The sequence below is a fragment of the Fodinibius saliphilus genome, assembly GCF_005869845.1.
Taxonomy (GTDB): Bacteria; Bacteroidota; Rhodothermia; order Balneolales; family Balneolaceae; genus Fodinibius; species Fodinibius saliphilus.
Genome location: NZ_VAWF01000003.1, coordinates 325865 through 343813 on the forward strand (window position 1 = coordinate 325865; position 17949 = coordinate 343813).

Annotated in this window: 13 protein-coding genes; 5 read left to right on the forward strand and 8 right to left on the reverse strand. The window is 42.0% G+C overall.

Annotation, left to right across the window (positions count from 1 at the left end):
- Window positions 1-4 precede the first annotated feature (4 nt).
- Both FCN14_RS12005 and FCN14_RS12010 read left to right on the forward strand, forming a co-directional pair.
- Window positions 5-1111, forward strand: coding sequence for an aminopeptidase (locus FCN14_RS12005; RefSeq protein ID WP_246043161.1), 1107 nt, complete (start codon window positions 5-7; stop codon window positions 1109-1111).
- Between the two features lie 304 nt (window positions 1112-1415).
- A complete protein-coding gene (locus FCN14_RS12010) occupies window positions 1416-2912 on the forward strand; it encodes an N-acetylmuramoyl-L-alanine amidase (protein WP_138431518.1) in 1497 nt (498 codons plus the stop codon).
- A gap of 105 nt (window positions 2913-3017) precedes the next feature.
- Here the strand turns inward: FCN14_RS12010 and clpB are convergent, their stop codons facing one another.
- Window positions 3018-5651 (reverse strand): ATP-dependent chaperone ClpB, encoded by a 2634-nt coding sequence (clpB, locus tag FCN14_RS12015; protein ID WP_138431519.1) that lies wholly within the window; start codon window positions 5649-5651, stop codon window positions 3018-3020.
- A 384-nt stretch (window positions 5652-6035) separates the two neighbouring features.
- Here clpB and FCN14_RS12020 point away from each other — a divergent pair, with 384 nt between their 5' ends.
- Window positions 6036-6572: a macro domain-containing protein gene (locus FCN14_RS12020; protein WP_138431520.1), complete on the forward strand. Its 537-nt coding sequence runs from the start codon at window positions 6036-6038 to the stop codon at window positions 6570-6572.
- A gap of 139 nt (window positions 6573-6711) precedes the next feature.
- Here FCN14_RS12020 and FCN14_RS12025 read toward each other — a convergent pair whose 3' ends face one another.
- Window positions 6712-7491, reverse strand: a complete 780-nt coding sequence (locus tag FCN14_RS12025) for a S1/P1 nuclease (protein ID WP_138431521.1) — start codon at window positions 7489-7491, stop codon at window positions 6712-6714.
- 86 nt (window positions 7492-7577) lie between these two features.
- Here FCN14_RS12025 and FCN14_RS12030 point away from each other — a divergent pair, with 86 nt between their 5' ends.
- Window positions 7578-7958 carry a DUF2784 domain-containing protein gene (locus FCN14_RS12030; protein ID WP_138431522.1) on the forward strand — a complete coding sequence of 127 codons (381 nt, stop codon included), beginning with the start codon at window positions 7578-7580 and terminating at the stop codon, window positions 7956-7958.
- On the opposite strand, the gene FCN14_RS12035 is transcribed toward FCN14_RS12030, so the two are convergent.
- The 6 genes from FCN14_RS12035 to FCN14_RS12060 all read right to left on the reverse strand — a co-directional run bounded on the left by FCN14_RS12035 (window position 7955) and on the right by FCN14_RS12060 (window position 14819).
- A complete protein-coding gene (locus tag FCN14_RS12035; protein WP_138431523.1) occupies window positions 7955-8989 on the reverse strand; it encodes a DnaJ C-terminal domain-containing protein in 1035 nt (344 codons plus the stop codon). The genes FCN14_RS12030 and FCN14_RS12035 overlap by 4 nt on opposite strands.
- Window positions 8990-9171: 182 nt before the next feature.
- Entirely contained in the window at window positions 9172-10665 is a 1494-nt protein-coding gene (locus tag FCN14_RS12040; protein ID WP_138431524.1) for a Do family serine endopeptidase, read from the reverse strand.
- 162 nt (window positions 10666-10827) lie between these two features.
- The gene (locus tag FCN14_RS12045; RefSeq protein WP_138431525.1) at window positions 10828-11256 is read right to left on the reverse strand and encodes an Hsp20/alpha crystallin family protein; all 429 of its coding nucleotides are present in this window, start codon (window positions 11254-11256) and stop codon (window positions 10828-10830) included.
- A 273-nt stretch (window positions 11257-11529) separates the two neighbouring features.
- Window positions 11530-12912, reverse strand: coding sequence for a 3-deoxy-7-phosphoheptulonate synthase class II (locus FCN14_RS12050; protein ID WP_138431526.1), 1383 nt, complete (start codon window positions 12910-12912; stop codon window positions 11530-11532).
- Between the two features lie 118 nt (window positions 12913-13030).
- The gene (locus FCN14_RS12055) at window positions 13031-14077 is read right to left on the reverse strand and encodes a WG repeat-containing protein (protein WP_138431527.1); all 1047 of its coding nucleotides are present in this window, start codon (window positions 14075-14077) and stop codon (window positions 13031-13033) included.
- 88 nt (window positions 14078-14165) lie between these two features.
- Window positions 14166-14819, reverse strand: a complete 654-nt coding sequence (locus FCN14_RS12060) for a DUF975 family protein (protein WP_138431528.1) — start codon at window positions 14817-14819, stop codon at window positions 14166-14168.
- 136 nt (window positions 14820-14955) lie between these two features.
- On the opposite strand from FCN14_RS12060, the gene uvrA reads away from it, so the two are divergent.
- Complete coding sequence (uvrA, locus tag FCN14_RS12065; protein ID WP_138431529.1) at window positions 14956-17811, forward strand: excinuclease ABC subunit UvrA; 2856 nt, start codon at window positions 14956-14958, stop codon at window positions 17809-17811.
- Window positions 17812-17949: the final 138 nt, after the last annotated feature.

A 17949-nucleotide genomic window follows, 5' to 3' on the forward strand; every position in this document is an offset into this window, starting at 1 on the left:
ATTTATGATTTACTCAAATAAAGATAAAAAGTTAGCAAAGAAAATATTAGAGTTTAGTTGTGAACTGGAAAAGGGACAAAATGTAATGCTACAGCTGATGGGCCTTAATGGAATCGGATTGCTTCGAGCCTTGGTTGAGCATGCCCGGGCGATGGGAGTGAATCCCTATGTGCAGATTGAAGACACCCAAGTGCAGCGCATGCTTATCGAAACCGGTGATGAGGAGTTTTGGAAAGGACAGGCTCAGAACGATCAGCTGCCCAAGATGAAGAAGATGGATGCCTTTGTAGGAGTGCGTGCCTCATTGAATATTTATGAGAAGGCCAATGTCGGTAAAAAGGAAAATAAAGCCTACGCTGATCATTTTCTGGATCCCGTGCACTATAAAGAGCGAGTAAATAATACCAAATGGGTAGTGCTGCGCTATCCCTCTGAAGCTTTTGCGATGAATGCCAAGATGCCAACGCACGAGTTTGAGGAGTTTTATTACAAGGCCTGTCTGTTGGATTATACAGAGCTGGCTGAAGCGATGAAGCCCCTGCAAGCTCGCCTTGAAGATACCGATATGATTCGCCTGGAAGGGGAAGGTACAGACATCGAATTTTCGGTAAAAGGACAGACCTGGATCCCCTGCTTTGGGAAACGAAATATTCCTGATGGAGAACTGTTTTCATCTCCGGTATTATCTTCTGTTAATGGGCATATCACCTATGCCCCTTCAGTCTACCAGGGGAATCCCTTTGAATATGTAAAACTGGAGGTTCGTGATGGGGTCGTTATCGATTCGGATTCATCCAATAATGAGGCCCTGCAGGATATTTTGGATACCGATGCCGGCGCGCGTCAGTTTGGAGAGTTTAGTTTTGGGCTTAATCCCGTAATTAAAGAGCCGATGTATGATATCCTTTTCGATGAAAAGATATACGGATCTAACCACCTGACGCTCGGAAATGACTACGAAATTGCCCCGAACGGTAACGAGAGTAATATCCACTGGGATCTTGTGTGTATCGGCGCTGATGTATATCTCGACGATGAAAAGATCCGTGAGGGTCGCAAATTTATTTCAGATGATTTGAAGGGCTTAAATCCGGAGAATTTGTTGGGATAGTAGTGAGGTATATACAAACTTTTTTATGGAGCGACATGGTAATCCATGTCGCTTTATTTTTTTTAATGATATGTCGTTAAAGCTTTTTGCCATTAACGGAGGATACCACCTTATAGGATTTGGTGTAGCAGGATTAATTATAGGTCTGTTTTAGAATGTATATGTTTTTTGTTCCGTTTCATCAAAACTGAGGTAAGTTCAGACTTTCTGTTTTAGAAAGGTTATTGGAACATTCATTTGGATATCCAATTTATATTCATTCAGTTACAGCCAATACCAAGGATATCCAAAGATAAATTTAACGATGGATTTTAGATTCGGTACGTTGCTTGGGCTCTTAGCAATGCTATTGGTTAGAGCACCCGCAATTACAGCTCAAAAAAATGTTGCGAACCAAGGTAGGGGGGTTGCAAATATCACCTCAGAACATGTTAAGATCAATTTTGATACAGCTGGTCATTTACTAAAAACGAGTAACGTTGTTAAAACGCAGAAAGGGCTGAGAAAAGAGAACCCGGATAAAGATGCAGTTTTGTTGTCTGATGTTATTGATGTGCCAATTCAGCAGGTAACTCCTTTTTTAGCTTTAGGCAGTCGGTTGGTGTTAGATAATGCAGTTGATCAATTATCAGCTATTCAAATTGAAATCCGATCTCTAGACAATACCCAACAATGGTCAGCATGGAGGGAGATTAAATGGGATACCCACCTTACAGACAGTAAGGATACGCTTGTTGGGAGATTACAGTTTTTGTCCGAGACTATAGCTACTGTTCAGTTTCGGTTAGTATTAAAGCGTCGATCAGCAAGTATAACTGGAAACGCCCGTTTACGTTCTTTAGCCATTTCTTTTACCAGTCCCGGTGCTACTGATCCCAAACGCTTAAAAGAAATCCAAGAGAAAAATAAAGAAGTAACTCTCCAAAAAGAGTATGAATCGAATGGAAAGGAGTATCCCATGCCTGATTTTGTAAGCCGTACCGATTGGGATTGTCCCGATGGCCAACAGCCGAGCGGACCGTATCCTTTGACGGATGTGACGCATCAAATTGTACACCACTCCGCGGGTACAAACAGTACTGATGACTGGCCTGCTGTAGTTAGGGCAATATGGGATTACCATGTAAACACTAATGGGTGGAGTGATATCGGGTATAACTGGTTGATAGATCCCAATGGGATAGTTTACCAGGGGCGTGGATGGGTTGATGGCGATGATGAGGTGCAGGGTGCTCATTTTTGTGGTACCAATTCCAATACGATGGGGGTTTGTCTAATGGGTAATTTTGAGGAGGTGGCTCCGAGGGAAGAGGCAAAAAAATCACTTTCCAATTTACTAGCATGGAAATCCGACGAAAAGAATATCGATCCCTTGGCTATTCAATATCATTCTTCGAGCCAGCAAAACTTAAAAACCATAAGTGGGCATCGTGATGGTTGTAATACATTGTGTCCGGGAGAAAATCTATATACTCAATTGCCTCAAATACGAAACAGGGTAAAAGAATTAATCCAGGAATCAACAGTACCTATAACAAAAGTCGATTCGGTGGGTAATTATCCCAATCCATTTAGGGGTACTACCAATATTACCTTTTCACTTACCGAATCCGGTATGGTACGCCTTACGGTTTGGAATATAAAAGGACAATTTATTGAGGAAGTTACGCGGAGATTATATTCGCCGGGTTCACACAGTGAACTCTGGAATGCAACTGGATACGCTTCAGGGATCTATTTTTGCCGGATTGATTTTAAGGGACAATCAATCGTTAAAAAGATGGTTCTGGTGAGACGATAAGATTTGAAACAGTCCCGAAATATATAGTTGGGATGGTATAGTAAAAAAAGACCCATTGGTTATTAATTCCAATGGGTCTTGAAATATGATTATTTATGTCATTTGCTATTTCGCCCAGGCTTCGGCATCCTCATAGATTTCTGCAAACTCTATGCGTTCACCATCGTCACTGATGGTAGCCTCAAAGTATGTTTCACCTTCGTCCTGTCGTTTAATGAGTTCGGTAGCCAGCTGATCAATAATCTTGGTCTGTATCAGACGCTTAAGCGGACGCGCGCCATAGACCGGATCGTAACCACGTTCGGCCAGCCAGTCTTTAACAGGTTCAGATACTGACAGTTTGATATCTTTCTTGTCAAGCATCTTGTGTACCCGTTTCAGCTGGATATCCACAATCTCTCGGATATGTTCTTTGTTCAGTGGGTGGAACACAATAATATCATCCACACGGTTCAGGAATTCCGGGCGAATCTTCTTCTTGAGTCGATCCATCAGCTTGTTCTGAAGCTTGCTGTATACCTCATCGGTAAATTCACCGCCTGTTTCCTCAATCTTTTCAGAAATGATATGTGAGCCGATGTTACTGGTCATGATGATGATTGTATTCGTAAAGTCGACCGTAACTCCTTTGTTATCGGTCAGTCGACCTTCATCAAGCACCTGCAGAAGCATGTTAAATACATCGGGATGTGCTTTTTCGATCTCATCCAGCAAGATTACAGAGTATGGCTTGCGGCGTACAGCTTCTGTCAGTTGTCCGCCTTCATCATAGCCCACATAGCCGGGAGGGGCTCCTACCAGTCGGCTTACACTGTGCCGCTCCATATACTCACTCATATCAATACGAATCATCGCATCCTCGTCATTAAAGAGGAAATCGGCCAGAGAACGAGCCAGCTCAGTTTTACCAACACCGGTTGAACCAAGGAAGAAGAACGAACCAATTGGGCGCTGTGCATCCTGCAGTCCGGCCCGAGATCGGCGCACAGCATTGGAAACGGTTTCGATAGCAGGATCTTGTCCTACTACACGCTTGTGTAGTTCATCTTCAAGGTGAACTAATTTCTCACGTTCACTTTGCAGCATTTTTGTTACCGGGATGCCGGTCCAGCGAGAAACAACATCGGCAATATCCTCATATTCTACTTCTTCTTTAAGCATTGCTCGGCCTTCCTGCACTTCATCCAGCTTCTCCTTGGTCTCTTCAAGATCTGTTTCTAGCTGGTTTATAGTGCCGTAGCGCAGCTCTGCTACCTTTTCGTATTTGCCTTCCCGTTCAGCTTTTTCAGCCTGGTTGCGGGCCGTTTCAATAGCTTTTTTCAGATCGCGTGTTTTCTTTATGAGATCGCGTTCAGTATCCCACTGGTTGCGCATGGTCGAACGTTTCTCTTCAAGGTCGGCCAGCTCTTTCTCGATATTTTCGATTTTTTCTTTGTTATCGCCACGTTTCAATCCTTCCCGCTCAATTTCGAGCTGACGAATTTGTCGTTCCACCTGATCGAGTTCTTCAGGCATGGAATCAATCTCCAGCCGTAGTCGAGAGGCAGATTCATCAATAAGGTCAATTGCTTTATCCGGCAAGAAACGCTCGCTAATATAGCGGTGTGAAAGCTCAGCAGCTGCAACGAGTGCTTCATCGCGAATCTTTACTCCGTGATGAAGTTCATAGCGTTCTTGCAGGCCACGCAGGATAGAGACCGTGTCTTCAACGGAAGGTTCATTAATAAGTACTTTCTGCATGCGGCGTTCCAGGGCACGGTCTTTCTCAATATGTTTTCGATATTCATCAAGGGTGGTAGCACCGATGGCATGGAGTTCGCCGCGAGCCAGTGATGGCTTTAGGATGTTAGCGGCATCGACTGAACCTTCGGCTGCCCCGGCTCCTACAAGTGTATGAATTTCATCAATAAAGAGAATGATTTCACCGGCTGAGTCGGTAATTTCATTTACAATCGCTTTCAGACGTTCTTCAAATTCCCCGCGGAATTTAGTACCGGCCATTAGTGCCCCCATATCAAGGGCTACAATGCGTTTGCTTTTGAGACTTTCCGGCACGTCACCCTTAGTAATGCGCAGGGCCAAGCCTTCGGCAATAGCCGTTTTACCGACACCGGGCTCCCCAATCAATACGGGGTTATTTTTAGTACGGCGCGATAGAATCTGCATGACGCGCCGTATTTCATGGTCACGCCCAATAACAGGATCAAGTTTGTTCTTTTCTGCTTCTTCGTTAAGATCGCGCGCATATTTATCCAGCGCATTATAACGGCTTTCTGCGTTGGGGTCGTCAACCTTTTGAGAGCCACGGACATCCTGCAATATTTTTAAGACATCCTGCTTTTTGACGCCGTGCTCTTTTAGCAGATTGCCGGCTTTGTTATTGGTTTCCAGCATCCCGATGAGCACATGTTCTGAGCTGATATATTCGTCTCCAAGTTCATCAGCTGATTTCTGAGCCTCATCAAAAAGTCCTTTGGAATCATTGGACAAATACTGTCCCGATACAGAGGCTCCTTTAACAACCGGGAGTTTATCAACCCGACTCTGTAGTTCTGTTTTCAACTGTGGTAGTCGAACTCCAACCTTATTGAGTATGGTGTTTACCACATTGTCAGAATCCGATACCAAAGCCAATAAAATATGCGATGGATCAACGGCTTGATGGTTGTTCTCCGAAGCTAAGTCAACCGCATCTTTTACAGCCTCTTGTGCTTTAAGCGTAAGTTTATCCAAATTCATAATGGAGTAATTCTATTTAGAAATTTTCTTTTTATCCTTTCACCATAATATGTGCTAATACCATACCGCGCTTACAATTATGCCTAAATTACAGAATCATAATACAAAGAATGTACGTACTATTGTCTTTTCATCAGAAAAATAACAGCTTTCTGCCAACATCAAATTAGAGTAAGCATGTTTGACAGTGTATAAGGCGATTTTTGGGGATATATATTGTCAAAATCACATATCGACAGGGGGTTTGAATACGAAATACGTTTAAACGAGGGATAAGTGAAGTTCTATGAGGGGGGCTCTTATCAGGTAAGTCTGGAAAGGTATTGAATGAAAGTATCTTGGATATTACGTTTTAAGTAAAAAGCTAATAAATCTGACGGAGATATGAATACAGTTACAATTGAAGATGTGAGTATTGAACTCAAGCGAGGAGATATTGCCAGTCAATCTGATATTGAAGCAGTGGTTAATGCAGCTAATGCCCAGCTTCGCACAGGTGGTGGCGTTGCCGGCGCAATACATCAGGCAGCGGGTCCCAAACTGGCACAAGAAACTCGCCCTATGGCACCCATCAAACCAGGCGAAGCTGTTATTTCCGGGGCTCATAATCTGCCGAATGATTATGTAATCCATTGCTTAGGACCTGTATATGGACGTGATGAACCAGAAGAGGAGCTGCTGGCTAATTGTTACCGTAATGCGTTACAACTGGCTAAAGATCATAACATTGGAACTGTAGCTTTTCCTTCAATTTCAACAGGGGCTTTTGGCTATCCCATGGAAGATGCTGCCGATGTTGCCTTTCGTACAATTAAGGAGGAAGCTTCAGTATTGAGATCTGTACGCTTAATACGATTTGTATTATGGGGCGAAAAGGCGATGGAAACGCATGAAAAGGTAATGGAGGAAATATTCAGCTAAGAATGTGCTGGGGATATTTTTCTTCCAATAAATAGAGCAGCCATAAGTGCGAGCATCCCGCTCATACTATTATAGTTGAATCATCTATTTTTTCTTAACAAGCATTAATAACTTCTTAACTACATGTAACGGTTAGTTCTTATTTGCCATAAATCTCATTGAGAACTCCGGCAAGACGAACACCGGCTTTAAGAAGACGCTTATTAAGAAGTTCGTAGTTTCGATAGCTATATTCATAGCCAATCTGGCGATCGTCAGGCAAATCATATACTTGCTCACGAAGTTTCATAGATTCTCTTGCCCAGTCCAAAACCCCAGAGTCTTGCCAATCTTTCAGCTGCTCATTAGTAGGGTGGTTAATAGCCGTAGAAAACTCAGTATAACTCAATTTACGATCTTTGATCATTTCTGAATCCCAAACACGGTGCAGGTTCGATTCCTCATAGAACCACTCAACCTTTGTGGAATTACCACCGCGATCTTTACCAGTGCCTACATGCAAAGGTTGATGAATATCGCCAATCAAATGTATAAGCATTTTTAGATTTTCTTGTTCCTCTTGCTTATTGAGGGCACCACTTTTTAACTCTCGAACAATAGTACGAATAGTATTGATAAGATCCCCATCAGGATTTTTTTCTGTTTCCGCATATGTCATCCCATCAGGGATTGTTACCCAGTGCCAGCTATGAGTATGGTCATAAGCAGGATCAGATTTAATACGATCCATCCAAGTACTGGCAATGGCCATTGAAGTAGGGCCTAATACACGATCGACAGCCTCTTTAGCCTCAGGATTTAAATAATCTGCTGCAATGTCTCCTACAATTCGATGACCATTGGCACCCCAAATAGCAGTGCCACGGTCATTAGTAGTTGGTAATAATAGCAAAATGGCAAAGAAGAGTGTAAAAAACATGGATGAAATATTCTGATAGGGGTTTGACTCGATGTTGAATATGCATACTTTTTATCAGAAAGGTAAATAGTTTAACTTTTTTTAAGATGTATAGCCTGCTGGATATCATCTTTATTATTGGCCATACCATATTTATCCTCTTTAATCTATTGGGATGGATTTGGAAATGGACACGTCGATGGAATTTAGTAACGCTCTTATTGACGGCCTTTTCATGGTTTGGACTAGGGGTATGGTATGGTTTTGGGTACTGCCCGTGTACGCATTGGCACTGGCAGGTACGAGATAAATTAGGCTACACTGATATGCCTAATTCATATATCCAGTTTTTGATTCAACAACTGACAGGTATTGAGATGAAGGCCGGAATAGTTGACTTTACCACCGGCACTCTTTTTATATTGGTTTTAATGATCTCTTTATATCTTAATTTCAAAAACTTTGAGCAGAAAGAGATCGTATCTTAGCTTTCACTCTTTGCTGCCAGCTTTTTAAACAGCTTTTCTTCTTCTTTCGATAAGTCCTCGGGGACTTGAACTTGCATGCGAGCCAATAAATCACCTTTTTTCGAGGAGTTACGGAATTTAGGCATACCCATACCATTGAGCCTAAATAGTTTGCCACTGGAGGTACCGGCAGGGATAGTCAATTTAGCTTTACCGGCAATGGTATCAACAACAGTATCGCCCCCAAGTACAGCGGTATAGAGGTCAAGGGGATGGTCGTAGTAGAGATTGTTTCCTTTGCGCTCATAGCCCTCCGGCATATCAATACGAACGGTAAGCAGCAGGTCACCTCGGGCACCTCCACGGGCTTTGGTAGAACCTTTGCCTTTTAATTTAAGACGTTGTCCATCTTCAATGCCCGCCGGGATCTTAACTTTCATCTTTTCTCCCCCTACCCGGATAGTTCGTGAAGTTCCATTATATGCCTGTTGTAAAGGGATGGTGACTTCGGCATTTAAATTCTTTTTAGCTGATGCTTTGCGGCCCTGTGTGCGAGCATTGCTTTGATAGCGCCGAGAACGCTTACTTTGAGCTTGTTGGCCAAATGGGCTGCCACCTCCACCGCCAAAAATAGTTTCGAAAAAGCTTGAAAAACTTTGTCCTTGCCCCTGTCTCTGCTGGCCACCACTACGGCCGCCACCGCCAAAGAGATCGTTGATATCAAATCCGGTTTGGTATTGCTGGCCGCCATTAAAGCCTCGACCACGACCTTGACGGGCATAGTCTGACCAATCAAAGCCATCAGCAGTACCGCCGGCACGCTGATATTTTTTCCAGTCTTTACCAACCTTATCATATAGTTTACGCTTTTCGGGGTCTTGCAAAACCTCGTATGCCTCCCCAAGTTCCTTAAACTTATCTTCCGCAGAAGGGTCGTCAGGGTTTTTATCCGGATGGTATTTGGCGGCTTTCTTACGATATGCCTTCTTTATTTCATCTTGAGAGGCATTCTTGCTAACACCGAGTATATCGTAATAATTTTTGTATTCCATAATGTAATTATGCCATCATAGAGCTTTTTCTAAATTTCACTATATAATAGAGCAAATAGAGTGCCAGAATCTAAAAGCTAACGAATTGTCAACTTTGTGGCTGTAGTTCGTCAGCTTGTCATAAAAAAAGCCCTCTGAAATTAACCAGAGGGCTTTAAACTTTAATAAATAGCCTTATCGCATTAGAGTTCGAAAGCAATAAGCTGGTTAACATTTTTTGTTTTCACGCGGAGTAGAACAATATCTTTCTTTTGTTCCATAAGCTTATTCATCGCCTCATTAAATTCAGAGAGGTTTGCCACCGGTTCTCTATTAACTTCAGTAATGATATATCCCTGTCGCAAGCCTTGTTGATAGGCATCGCTTCTTCGTGAAATCTGCGTAACAACAACGCCATCTTGGTTGCGGCTGACTCCTAGTTCCTGAGCTATTTCTGGGCTTAGGTTAGTTACGCTAAAGCCAAGCTGTTCTTCCAGATCTACATCTGGGCGGCTTTGATTATTATCAGTCATTAAATCTTCGGGGAGTTCACCTAGTGTTACAGTGAGGGTCATTTTTTCTTCATCCCGAATAATTCCCAATTCAACTTCAGTGCCAGGTGAAGAGGTAGCGATAGTAGTCCGCAAAGAATTCCAGTTTCGCACCGGTTTGTCATTAAGGGTCTGGATAATATCATCTTCTTGCAGGCCAGCCTTGTCAGCAGGGCCATCATCTTTTACAGCACCTACGATGATACCGTATGATTTATTGAGTCCTAGGGCACGGGCCATAGTGTCATCAACTTCACCGCCGGTCGTAATACCCAAGTAACCGCGAACAACTCTACCCTTTTCAATAATTGATTTCATAACACGCTTAGCAATATCTACAGGTACTGCAAAGCCAATGCCATCACTGCCACCTGATCGTGAAGCAATAGCGGTGTTAACGCCAATCAGCTCTCCTTCCATATTAACGAGTGCTCCCCCAGAGTTTCCGGGATTAATAGCGGCATCAGTTTGGATAAAGTTCTCATAACCGGCACCTCTTTCAATAATACCAATGCTACGATCTTTGGCAGATACAATACCCATAGAAACAGAGTGGGCAAGTCCATTATTTAGGGGGCTGCCAATAGCCAATACCATTTCCCCAACACGGGCTTTTTCACTATTACCGAGTTTGATAACATTGAGGTCCTCTGCCTTTACTTTGAGAACAGCAATATCCGTTTGGGGATCTGTACCCACCACTTTAGCATTGTAAACCTTGTCATTATATAGCTGTACTTCTACTTCGTCAGCATTCTCAACTACGTGATTATTGGTGAGAATATATCCATCTTTTGATACGATAACCCCCGATCCTTGTCCTTCTCTTTCGTAGCGTTTAGGCTGTTGGTCTCGTGGGTCCCCAAAGAAACGCGATAGTGGATTAGGTCGTGCTTGAACAGTTTGTGTGACTGTTACGGTTACAACAGTAGATTTCGCTTCTTCAGCTACTTCAACAATTGCATCATTAAATTCTTGTAGTGAAGGAGTAGACTTATTTTTAACTATCTCTGTTTCTTCGTCAGCTGAAAAGCTGGGCACCGAAAACACAGAAGCTTGGTTGGGCTGTAGCTCAATTGAATAAAAACCGACTACTAAAACAGCGACTATTGCCCAAAGTGCATAGGTTGAACGCGATCGTTTCATAATTAACTCCGTTTTATAATACAGGATTAATAATTTTTAAATTCTGACAGTTCAATAAACAACTTTGAAGTGGTTATTATTGTGCACTAATAATAAAAAAGAAGCGGGAGTACCGGTTCACGGGCACTCCCGCATGTTGGGGATTATCAAATCAGCTGTATTTTAGCTGATTTCAATTTTCTTTGTTACTTCTTGTTCACTTTTTTGAATAGCGATATTCAACAATCCGTTGTCATACGTAGCTGAAATGCTACTTTCATCAACATTGTCGGGCAGTTGGAATGAGCGTTCAAAAGAGCCGTACTTAGACTCTACTCTATGAAACTTCTTGCCAGTTTCTTCTTTTTCGAAACTACGTTCACCGCTAATAGAAAGCCGGCTATTTTCTAAGTTGATGGTAATATCATCTTTGTCCATTCCGGGAAGTTCAGCAGTAATTTGAAACTCATCTTCCGTTTCAGAAATATCTATTGTTGGAACAAACGTACCCCGACGAGAATTTACGGCGTCGTTGAAAAATTCGTCCATAATATCAGAGAACTGCTTAGACATCGCATTGCTGCCTGGTCGTGTATATTTCATAAGTGTCATAACTGGTACCTCGAAATTATTTTTATTCGATGTTGTTTGAATCAAATTCACTTTTATGGGAGCAATACCTATGCCAACGGTATTTAAAGGTAGGGGATATGACATTCAGCCAACAAAGATCTGCGTTTTTTACAGGCTGCCAAAAGGAAAGGAAAAAAATGTCACAGCCTATTTAGTCAAACCGACAGTTTGCCTGTATTTGTGACAGGGAGGGGAACAGAGAGGGGTAATAGTTATTGCATCTCTTATTTCAATAACTATTACCCATTAACTCTATTTATAGCTTTGATTCCATTCTTTGGCAATAAGAAAAGCCAACTCAAGACTTTGCTGGTAATTTAAGCGGGGATCGCAGTATGTTTCATAATTCTTATGCAGTTCCCCTTCATGTAAGCCTTTTGCACCGCCAACACATTCAGTAACGTTGTCACCGGTAAGCTCAAGATGAACTCCGCCGAGGTAGCTACCCTGCTCGCGGTGGATTGCAAAGGTTTTTCGAATTTCAGAAATAATAGCATCAAAATTACGTGTCTTGATATTATCATCAGTTGCAAAAGTGTTACCATGCATAGGGTCACAGCTCCATACTACTGGCATTCCTTCGTGTTTGATCCGTTTTATTAAATCTGGAAGGCCATCTTCAACCTGATCTTCCCCAAAACGGGTAATGAGTACGATTTTCCCCTGTTCGTGAATAGGGTTAAGCCGCTCAATTAGTTTGAGTGTATGATCCATATCATAGTTTGGCCCCATTTTAATACCAATGGGGTTTCGAATACCACGCAGATATTCGACGTGGGCTCCGTCCAAGTCACGTGTTCTATTTCCTAACCACACCATATGGGCACTCAGGTTGTACCACCCCTGGCGTCGGGGTACACGTTGTGTTTGTGCAGAATCATACCAGAGGTTAAGCCCTTCATGAGAGGTATATACATCAATTTTTTGGAGCGTATTAAACTGGTTAGGCGTGATGGTCTCCATAAAGTTTACTGCTTTCTGGATGGAGTTAACCATGGCCTCATACTCTTTGTAATACTCATTCTCCTGCATAAAGTCGAGCTCCCAGTATTCAGGGTGATGCAAATCTGCAAATCCTTCATTAGAGAGCGCACGCAAGAAGTTGAGCGTTAGTGAAGACTTGTTATATCCCGTCAGTAAGCGTTTGGGATCGGGAATACGCTGTTCAAGTTCAGGAGTAATGCTATTAATTAGGTCACCGCGATAATTTGGGATCTTTTCTCCATCAACAATTTCATAATCCCTAGAGCGAGGTTTAGCATACTGTCCGGCGATACGCCCCACGCGCACAACAGATGTCTCCATCTCGTGAATAAGGATGAAGCTCATCTGCATCAAAACCTTAAGTAGATTTACAATCTTTGGAGATTTGCAGTCTGCAAAACTTTCGGCGCAGTCGCCTCCCTGTAATAGAAATCCTTTTCCAGCTGATACGTCGGCAAGGCGTTTTTTAAGCGCCTCAACTTCCCAAGACGTAATTAACGGAGGGTTATCTCTGAGCTGATCATATACCTCTTCCAGTTCTTCCTGATCAGGATAAGTAGGAAGTTGTTTAACAGGATAATCTTTCCAGGAAAGAGGAGACCAATCGTTGGGGTTTGCTACTTCGGGAGCCACAGTTCTTTTGGAGTACATTGTAAATATTATTCTGAGTACATTCTAATAAGCCCTAAGGATACCGAAATATGTGCTTAGGAGCAATTGAAATGGGATTATAGTTTGTTAAAAGGATTTTGATATACATAAGTGGTAGTTAGCTTAATGGTTCCATCACAAATATTCCCTGTTTATTGATGTAACCATACTTGTTGCCCAGCTTAACCATTGCCATGCCTGACTGAAAATCCCAAGCTAGATCATAAATGGGTTCGGTTATCATATTACCCTTGGTATCAACAAAGCCAAACTTATTATTAAGCTTAATACGGGCAATGCCTTCATGAAAGCTAAATGCTTTATCGAAACGAGGTTCGATAACAAATGTTCCACGCTTGTTAATGAATCCGTACTTCTTTTTTTCAAGGTTATTATTATCCTGCGGCATGGCAACTACAGCTTTGCCCTCAGAAAAGGGTTGGGCCTCTAAAAATGTAGAGGCAATTAGAATAGCTCCATTGGTATTGATATATCCCCATTGCTTGTATTTAAGTTGAACAGGAGCCAGTCCTTCAGAAAAGGATTTTGCCTTGGTGTAAGTTGGGTTAATAACCGTCTTTCCCTCTTTGTTAATGTATCCCCACTCTTTGTGGGCTGGTGTTTGAACAAGGGCTAAGCCATGATTAAAACTTTTAGCAGCGCTAAATTTTAATGGAATAGCATAATCTCCATTCGTATTAATGTATCCCCAAGGCCCATTTTTCTGTTTTTGAACAGCGGCAAGTCCTTTATGGAAAGAACGGGCTTCATAAAATTGAGGTTTGATAACATAATTACCAGTTCGGTCTATGAAGCCAAAGTGACCGTTCTTTTGAACCAGAGCCATGCCTTCTTGGAAAGGTTTGGCGTGGTCAAACTGAGGTTTTATTGCTACTTCACCATTATAATCTATATAGCCTATTGCACCAAAGAAATTGATTGCAGCTAAACCTTCTGAAAATTGATAGGGCCAAAGCCTGCTATTTAAAAACCGAAACTTGGCAGATATCTGTGGGTTTAAATTATCATCCAGAAAACCAACCTGATTGTTCTTGACAAACGGATAAAGTGTTGGTTCACCAGTCGCGGGTGTTTGAGTTGTTTTGCAAGAAATAAATATGATTAGTGCTGATATAATAATCCCTTTGAATAATAAATTACGCATGGGAATAGTGTTGCTAATCTGTTTTAAGTACAGTTGTTAAGGTTTATTGTTGTTTTAATGGGAACGGCCGACAAATGTTCCTGATAGGTTATGCCTTAAAAGCTGTTGAAGGAATAGTGTCACCCTTGTCTGTAATACTTTTATATGCTACAGCTGTTGCCATTGTTGTGAGCGGATATGTAAAGACAATACCCACTCCGAACAGTAGTATGCCCAAAATGTTAAGGGTAATGACTACTAATTGTAATAAAAAGAGTTCTAGAGTGAGGTTTTGTGACAAATCAAAACTCTTTTTTAACGCAGCGAAGGCTGATATCTCTTCTTCGATGATGATATGAGGATAGAATTGAAAGCGAACAAAAATGTAAATGCCAGGTACTACCAGAAGTAATAATCCCAAGGCCACGGCAATACCATAGAGAAAGCTGGCAACAAAATAGCTCAGAAATATTCTAAAGTTATTGAACATATCAGCTACTTCTACAAACTTATCTTGTACCAATAGTAACATGATTTTGATAAATCCCAGGCTTAAAAAAACCTGTACCAATGTTATGACAAAAGAAACAATTTGAGATTCCATTGTTGGCTGCTCGGGGGCATACAACATAGAATATATCTTAGGTACTATACCGAGCACAAGAAAAGTTAGTGTTGCTCCTACAACGAAAGAGGCATATTTGCCGTATTTTGTTGTACTTATTTTAAAGAGTTTAACAAGGTCAATGGATAGGTCCTTCATCCAGATATATTATAGAAAAAATGTAGTTAAAAGTAGTGTTTCCTGATAGATAAATTTATCGGGAAATAAAGCTTCAAAAGATACGATTTATTCGTATTTTTTACAGTTTAATTAAATCTAAAAATCTGGACGTACTTTGCGAGAAAATATAGTCATCCGCGGCGCGCGCGAACACAACCTCAAAAATGTTGATGTTAATATTCCCCGGGAGCAACTTGTCGTTGTGACCGGTATTTCAGGCTCTGGGAAGTCCTCTCTGGCTTTTGATACCATCTATGCAGAAGGCCAACGGCGATTTCTGGAATCCTTGTCAGCTTATGCCAGGCAGTTCCTAGGTATGATGGAACGTCCCGAGGTGGATTTTATTGATGGATTATCGCCTGTAATATCAATTGATCAAAAAACGACTAACCGGAATCCTCGTTCGACAGTGGGTACGGTTACAGAAATCTATGACTTTTTGCGATTGTTATATGCGCGCATAGGCGTGCCTTACTCTTGGAAGTCAGGTAACAAGATGGAAAAGCAGACGGCTGATCAAGTTGTCTCTACTATTATGGATATGCCGGAAGGTACAAAAGCGTATTGCCTGGCGCCTGTTGTTCGGGGTAGAAAAGGCCATTATCGTGAACTTTTTGAACAAACGATGAAGCAAGGGTTTGTGCAGGTGCGCGTTGATGGAGAGCTGATGGACCTGGAAGAGGACATGAAGGTAGATCGGTATAAAAGGCACAATATTGAGGTAGTTGTTGATCGATTTGTTATTAATACAAAGAGTGAGAAGCGTATTGCCGAGAGTGTTCGCTTAGCTCTTGAAATGGCCGAAGGGAATGTGATCTTGTCAGTACCTAAAGAAAAGGATGGCGAAGTGGTTTTTAAGGATCATCTATATTCTCAAAACCTTTTTGATCCCGAAAGTGGATTAGCTTATGAAGATCCGGCTCCTAATATTTTTTCTTTTAATTCACCTTATGGCGCTTGCCAAAATTGTGATGGGTTGGGATATACTTATGATGTAGATCGCGATCTGGTAATCCCTAATAAAGAACAGACTATTGAAGAAGGAGCAATTCGGTTTTTGGGTGAACCGCGTGATATTTTTGCGTTTAAACAGCTTAATGCAGTTCTGGATACGTTGGATCTGGATTTTGAAACTCCTATCAAAGAGTTTTCGGATGAAGCTGTAGACCTTCTTTTTGAAGGGGGTGGGGATAAGAAATATGATGTAAATTACGATTTTCGACAAGATAATGTGACTTATAAACACTCCTTCAAGGGACTGCGAAAGATGATTCGCGAGCAGTACGAGGAGAGTAAGTCGAATAAAAAGCGCGACAAGGCAAAAGCATATATGGCTCGTATCGATTGCCCAGAGTGTGGCGGTGGACGGTTGAACAAGGAAGCTCTGTCTTACCGCATTGATGATTACACAATCGATGAGTTGGTGAATATGGATATTACCACGCTCCGGACTACGATTAATAACCTGGAACTAACCGAACGTCAGCAAAAGATTGGAAGTCAGGTGCTCAAAGAGGTACGTGACCGTGTCGATTTTTTACTTAATGTTGGCCTCAACTATTTAACGTTGGATCGTGAAGCACAAACGCTGAGTGGCGGTGAGGCACAACGTATTCGGCTGGCTACCCAGATTGGAACCCAGTTGGTAGGGGTGCTATATATTTTGGATGAGCCAAGTATCGGGCTTCATCAGCGAGACAATGTTAAGCTGATAAAGTCTCTTGAAACCTTGCGGGATCTGGGTAACAGTGTGATCGTTGTAGAACACGATCGGGAAACTATTGAGGCTGCAGATTATGTGCTTGATCTGGGACCGGGAGCCGGAGAATATGGAGGTGAAATTGTTACGGAAGGGAAGCCCGAAGATCTTGACCCAGATTCTATGACCGCTAAATTCTTGAAGGATGAGGAAGTAGTTCCTTATCCTGATGAACGTCGCGAGGGGAATGGGAAATCAGTAGGGCTCGAAAATGTACGCGGGCATAATCTAAAAAACCTGGATGTTGAAATTCCACTTGGCAAGTTTATCTGTGTTACGGGGGTGAGCGGAAGTGGTAAAAGTTCACTTATTAACCAGACGTTGGAACCCATTTTGTCTTCCGAATTTTATAATTCTAAGTCAGTACCTCTACCATATGATGAGGTACATGGAATTGATAATCTGGACAAGATTATTTCTGTGGATCAAAGCCCTATTGGGCGAACACCTCGATCAAATCCCGGAACGTATACCAAGGTATTTGATCATATTCGAAAGCTGTTTGCTGAACTGCCTGAATCTAAGATTCGGGGATATGACCAAGGGCGGTTTTCCTTTAATGTGAAAGGAGGTAGATGTGAGGCTTGTAACGGAGATGGGGTTCGAAAGATTGAGATGAACTTTTTGCCCGATGTATATGTGGATTGTGAGACGTGCAATGGCGCACGTTACAACCGCGAAACACTGGAAATCTATTACAGAGAAAAAAATATATCTGATGTGTTAAATATGTCGGTTAATGAAGCTCATGATTTCTTTGATTCTGTTCCTGCTATTAACCGTATACTGGGGACTCTCGTTGATGTAGGATTGGGTTACCTGCGCCTTGGTCAACCAAGTACTACGCTCTCGGGAGGTGAGGCACAACGAATTAAACTTGCACGAGAGCTGGCTAAAGTAGGTACCGGTGATACGCTATATATTTTGGATGAGCCCACAACCGGCTTACATTTTCAGGATGTTCGCATGCTTGTAGATGTAATTCAACAGCTGGTTGATAAAGGTAATACCGTTATTGTTATTGAGCATAACCTTGATCTCATTAAAGCTGCTGACTGGATTCTTGATTTAGGCCCGGAAGGTGGGGTAGGAGGTGGAGAAATAATTACACAGGGAACGCCCGAAGAAGTCGCGGAAGTAGAAGAAAGCTATACTGGTCAGTACTTGAAAGAGGAGTTTGAGCGAGAAGAAAAGCAGAAGGTGAAAACTTAGTACCACTGTTCGTTCAGTAGCTAAGGTTAGCAGTCAGATTGTTAGTTCTGCCAGTCCTTCTTATTTTAAATTTGAAAATTTTAAGCTCTGAATCTTATTTACTTAGTTATTTTTGAAAAAGAATAAAAACTTAGATAG

Excerpts from the sequence above, each read along its gene's own strand:
- FCN14_RS12005 (WP_246043161.1), top strand. The coding sequence starts at position 5 with ATGATTTACTCAAATAAAGATAAAAAGTTAGCAAAGAAAATATTAGAG.
- FCN14_RS12010 (WP_138431518.1), top strand. The coding sequence starts at position 1,416 with ATGGATTTTAGATTCGGTACGTTGCTTGGGCTCTTAGCAATGCTATTG.
- clpB (WP_138431519.1), bottom strand. The coding sequence starts at position 5,651 with ATGAATTTGGATAAACTTACGCTTAAAGCACAAGAGGCTGTAAAAGAT.
- FCN14_RS12020 (WP_138431520.1), top strand. The coding sequence starts at position 6,036 with ATGAATACAGTTACAATTGAAGATGTGAGTATTGAACTCAAGCGAGGA.
- FCN14_RS12025 (WP_138431521.1), bottom strand. The coding sequence starts at position 7,491 with ATGTTTTTTACACTCTTCTTTGCCATTTTGCTATTATTACCAACTACT.
- FCN14_RS12030 (WP_138431522.1), top strand. The coding sequence starts at position 7,578 with ATGTATAGCCTGCTGGATATCATCTTTATTATTGGCCATACCATATTT.
- FCN14_RS12035 (WP_138431523.1), bottom strand. The coding sequence starts at position 8,989 with ATGGAATACAAAAATTATTACGATATACTCGGTGTTAGCAAGAATGCC.
- FCN14_RS12040 (WP_138431524.1), bottom strand. The coding sequence starts at position 10,665 with ATGAAACGATCGCGTTCAACCTATGCACTTTGGGCAATAGTCGCTGTT.
- FCN14_RS12045 (WP_138431525.1), bottom strand. The coding sequence starts at position 11,256 with ATGACACTTATGAAATATACACGACCAGGCAGCAATGCGATGTCTAAG.
- FCN14_RS12050 (WP_138431526.1), bottom strand. The coding sequence starts at position 12,912 with ATGTACTCCAAAAGAACTGTGGCTCCCGAAGTAGCAAACCCCAACGAT.
- FCN14_RS12055 (WP_138431527.1), bottom strand. The coding sequence starts at position 14,077 with ATGCGTAATTTATTATTCAAAGGGATTATTATATCAGCACTAATCATA.
- FCN14_RS12060 (WP_138431528.1), bottom strand. The coding sequence starts at position 14,819 with ATGAAGGACCTATCCATTGACCTTGTTAAACTCTTTAAAATAAGTACA.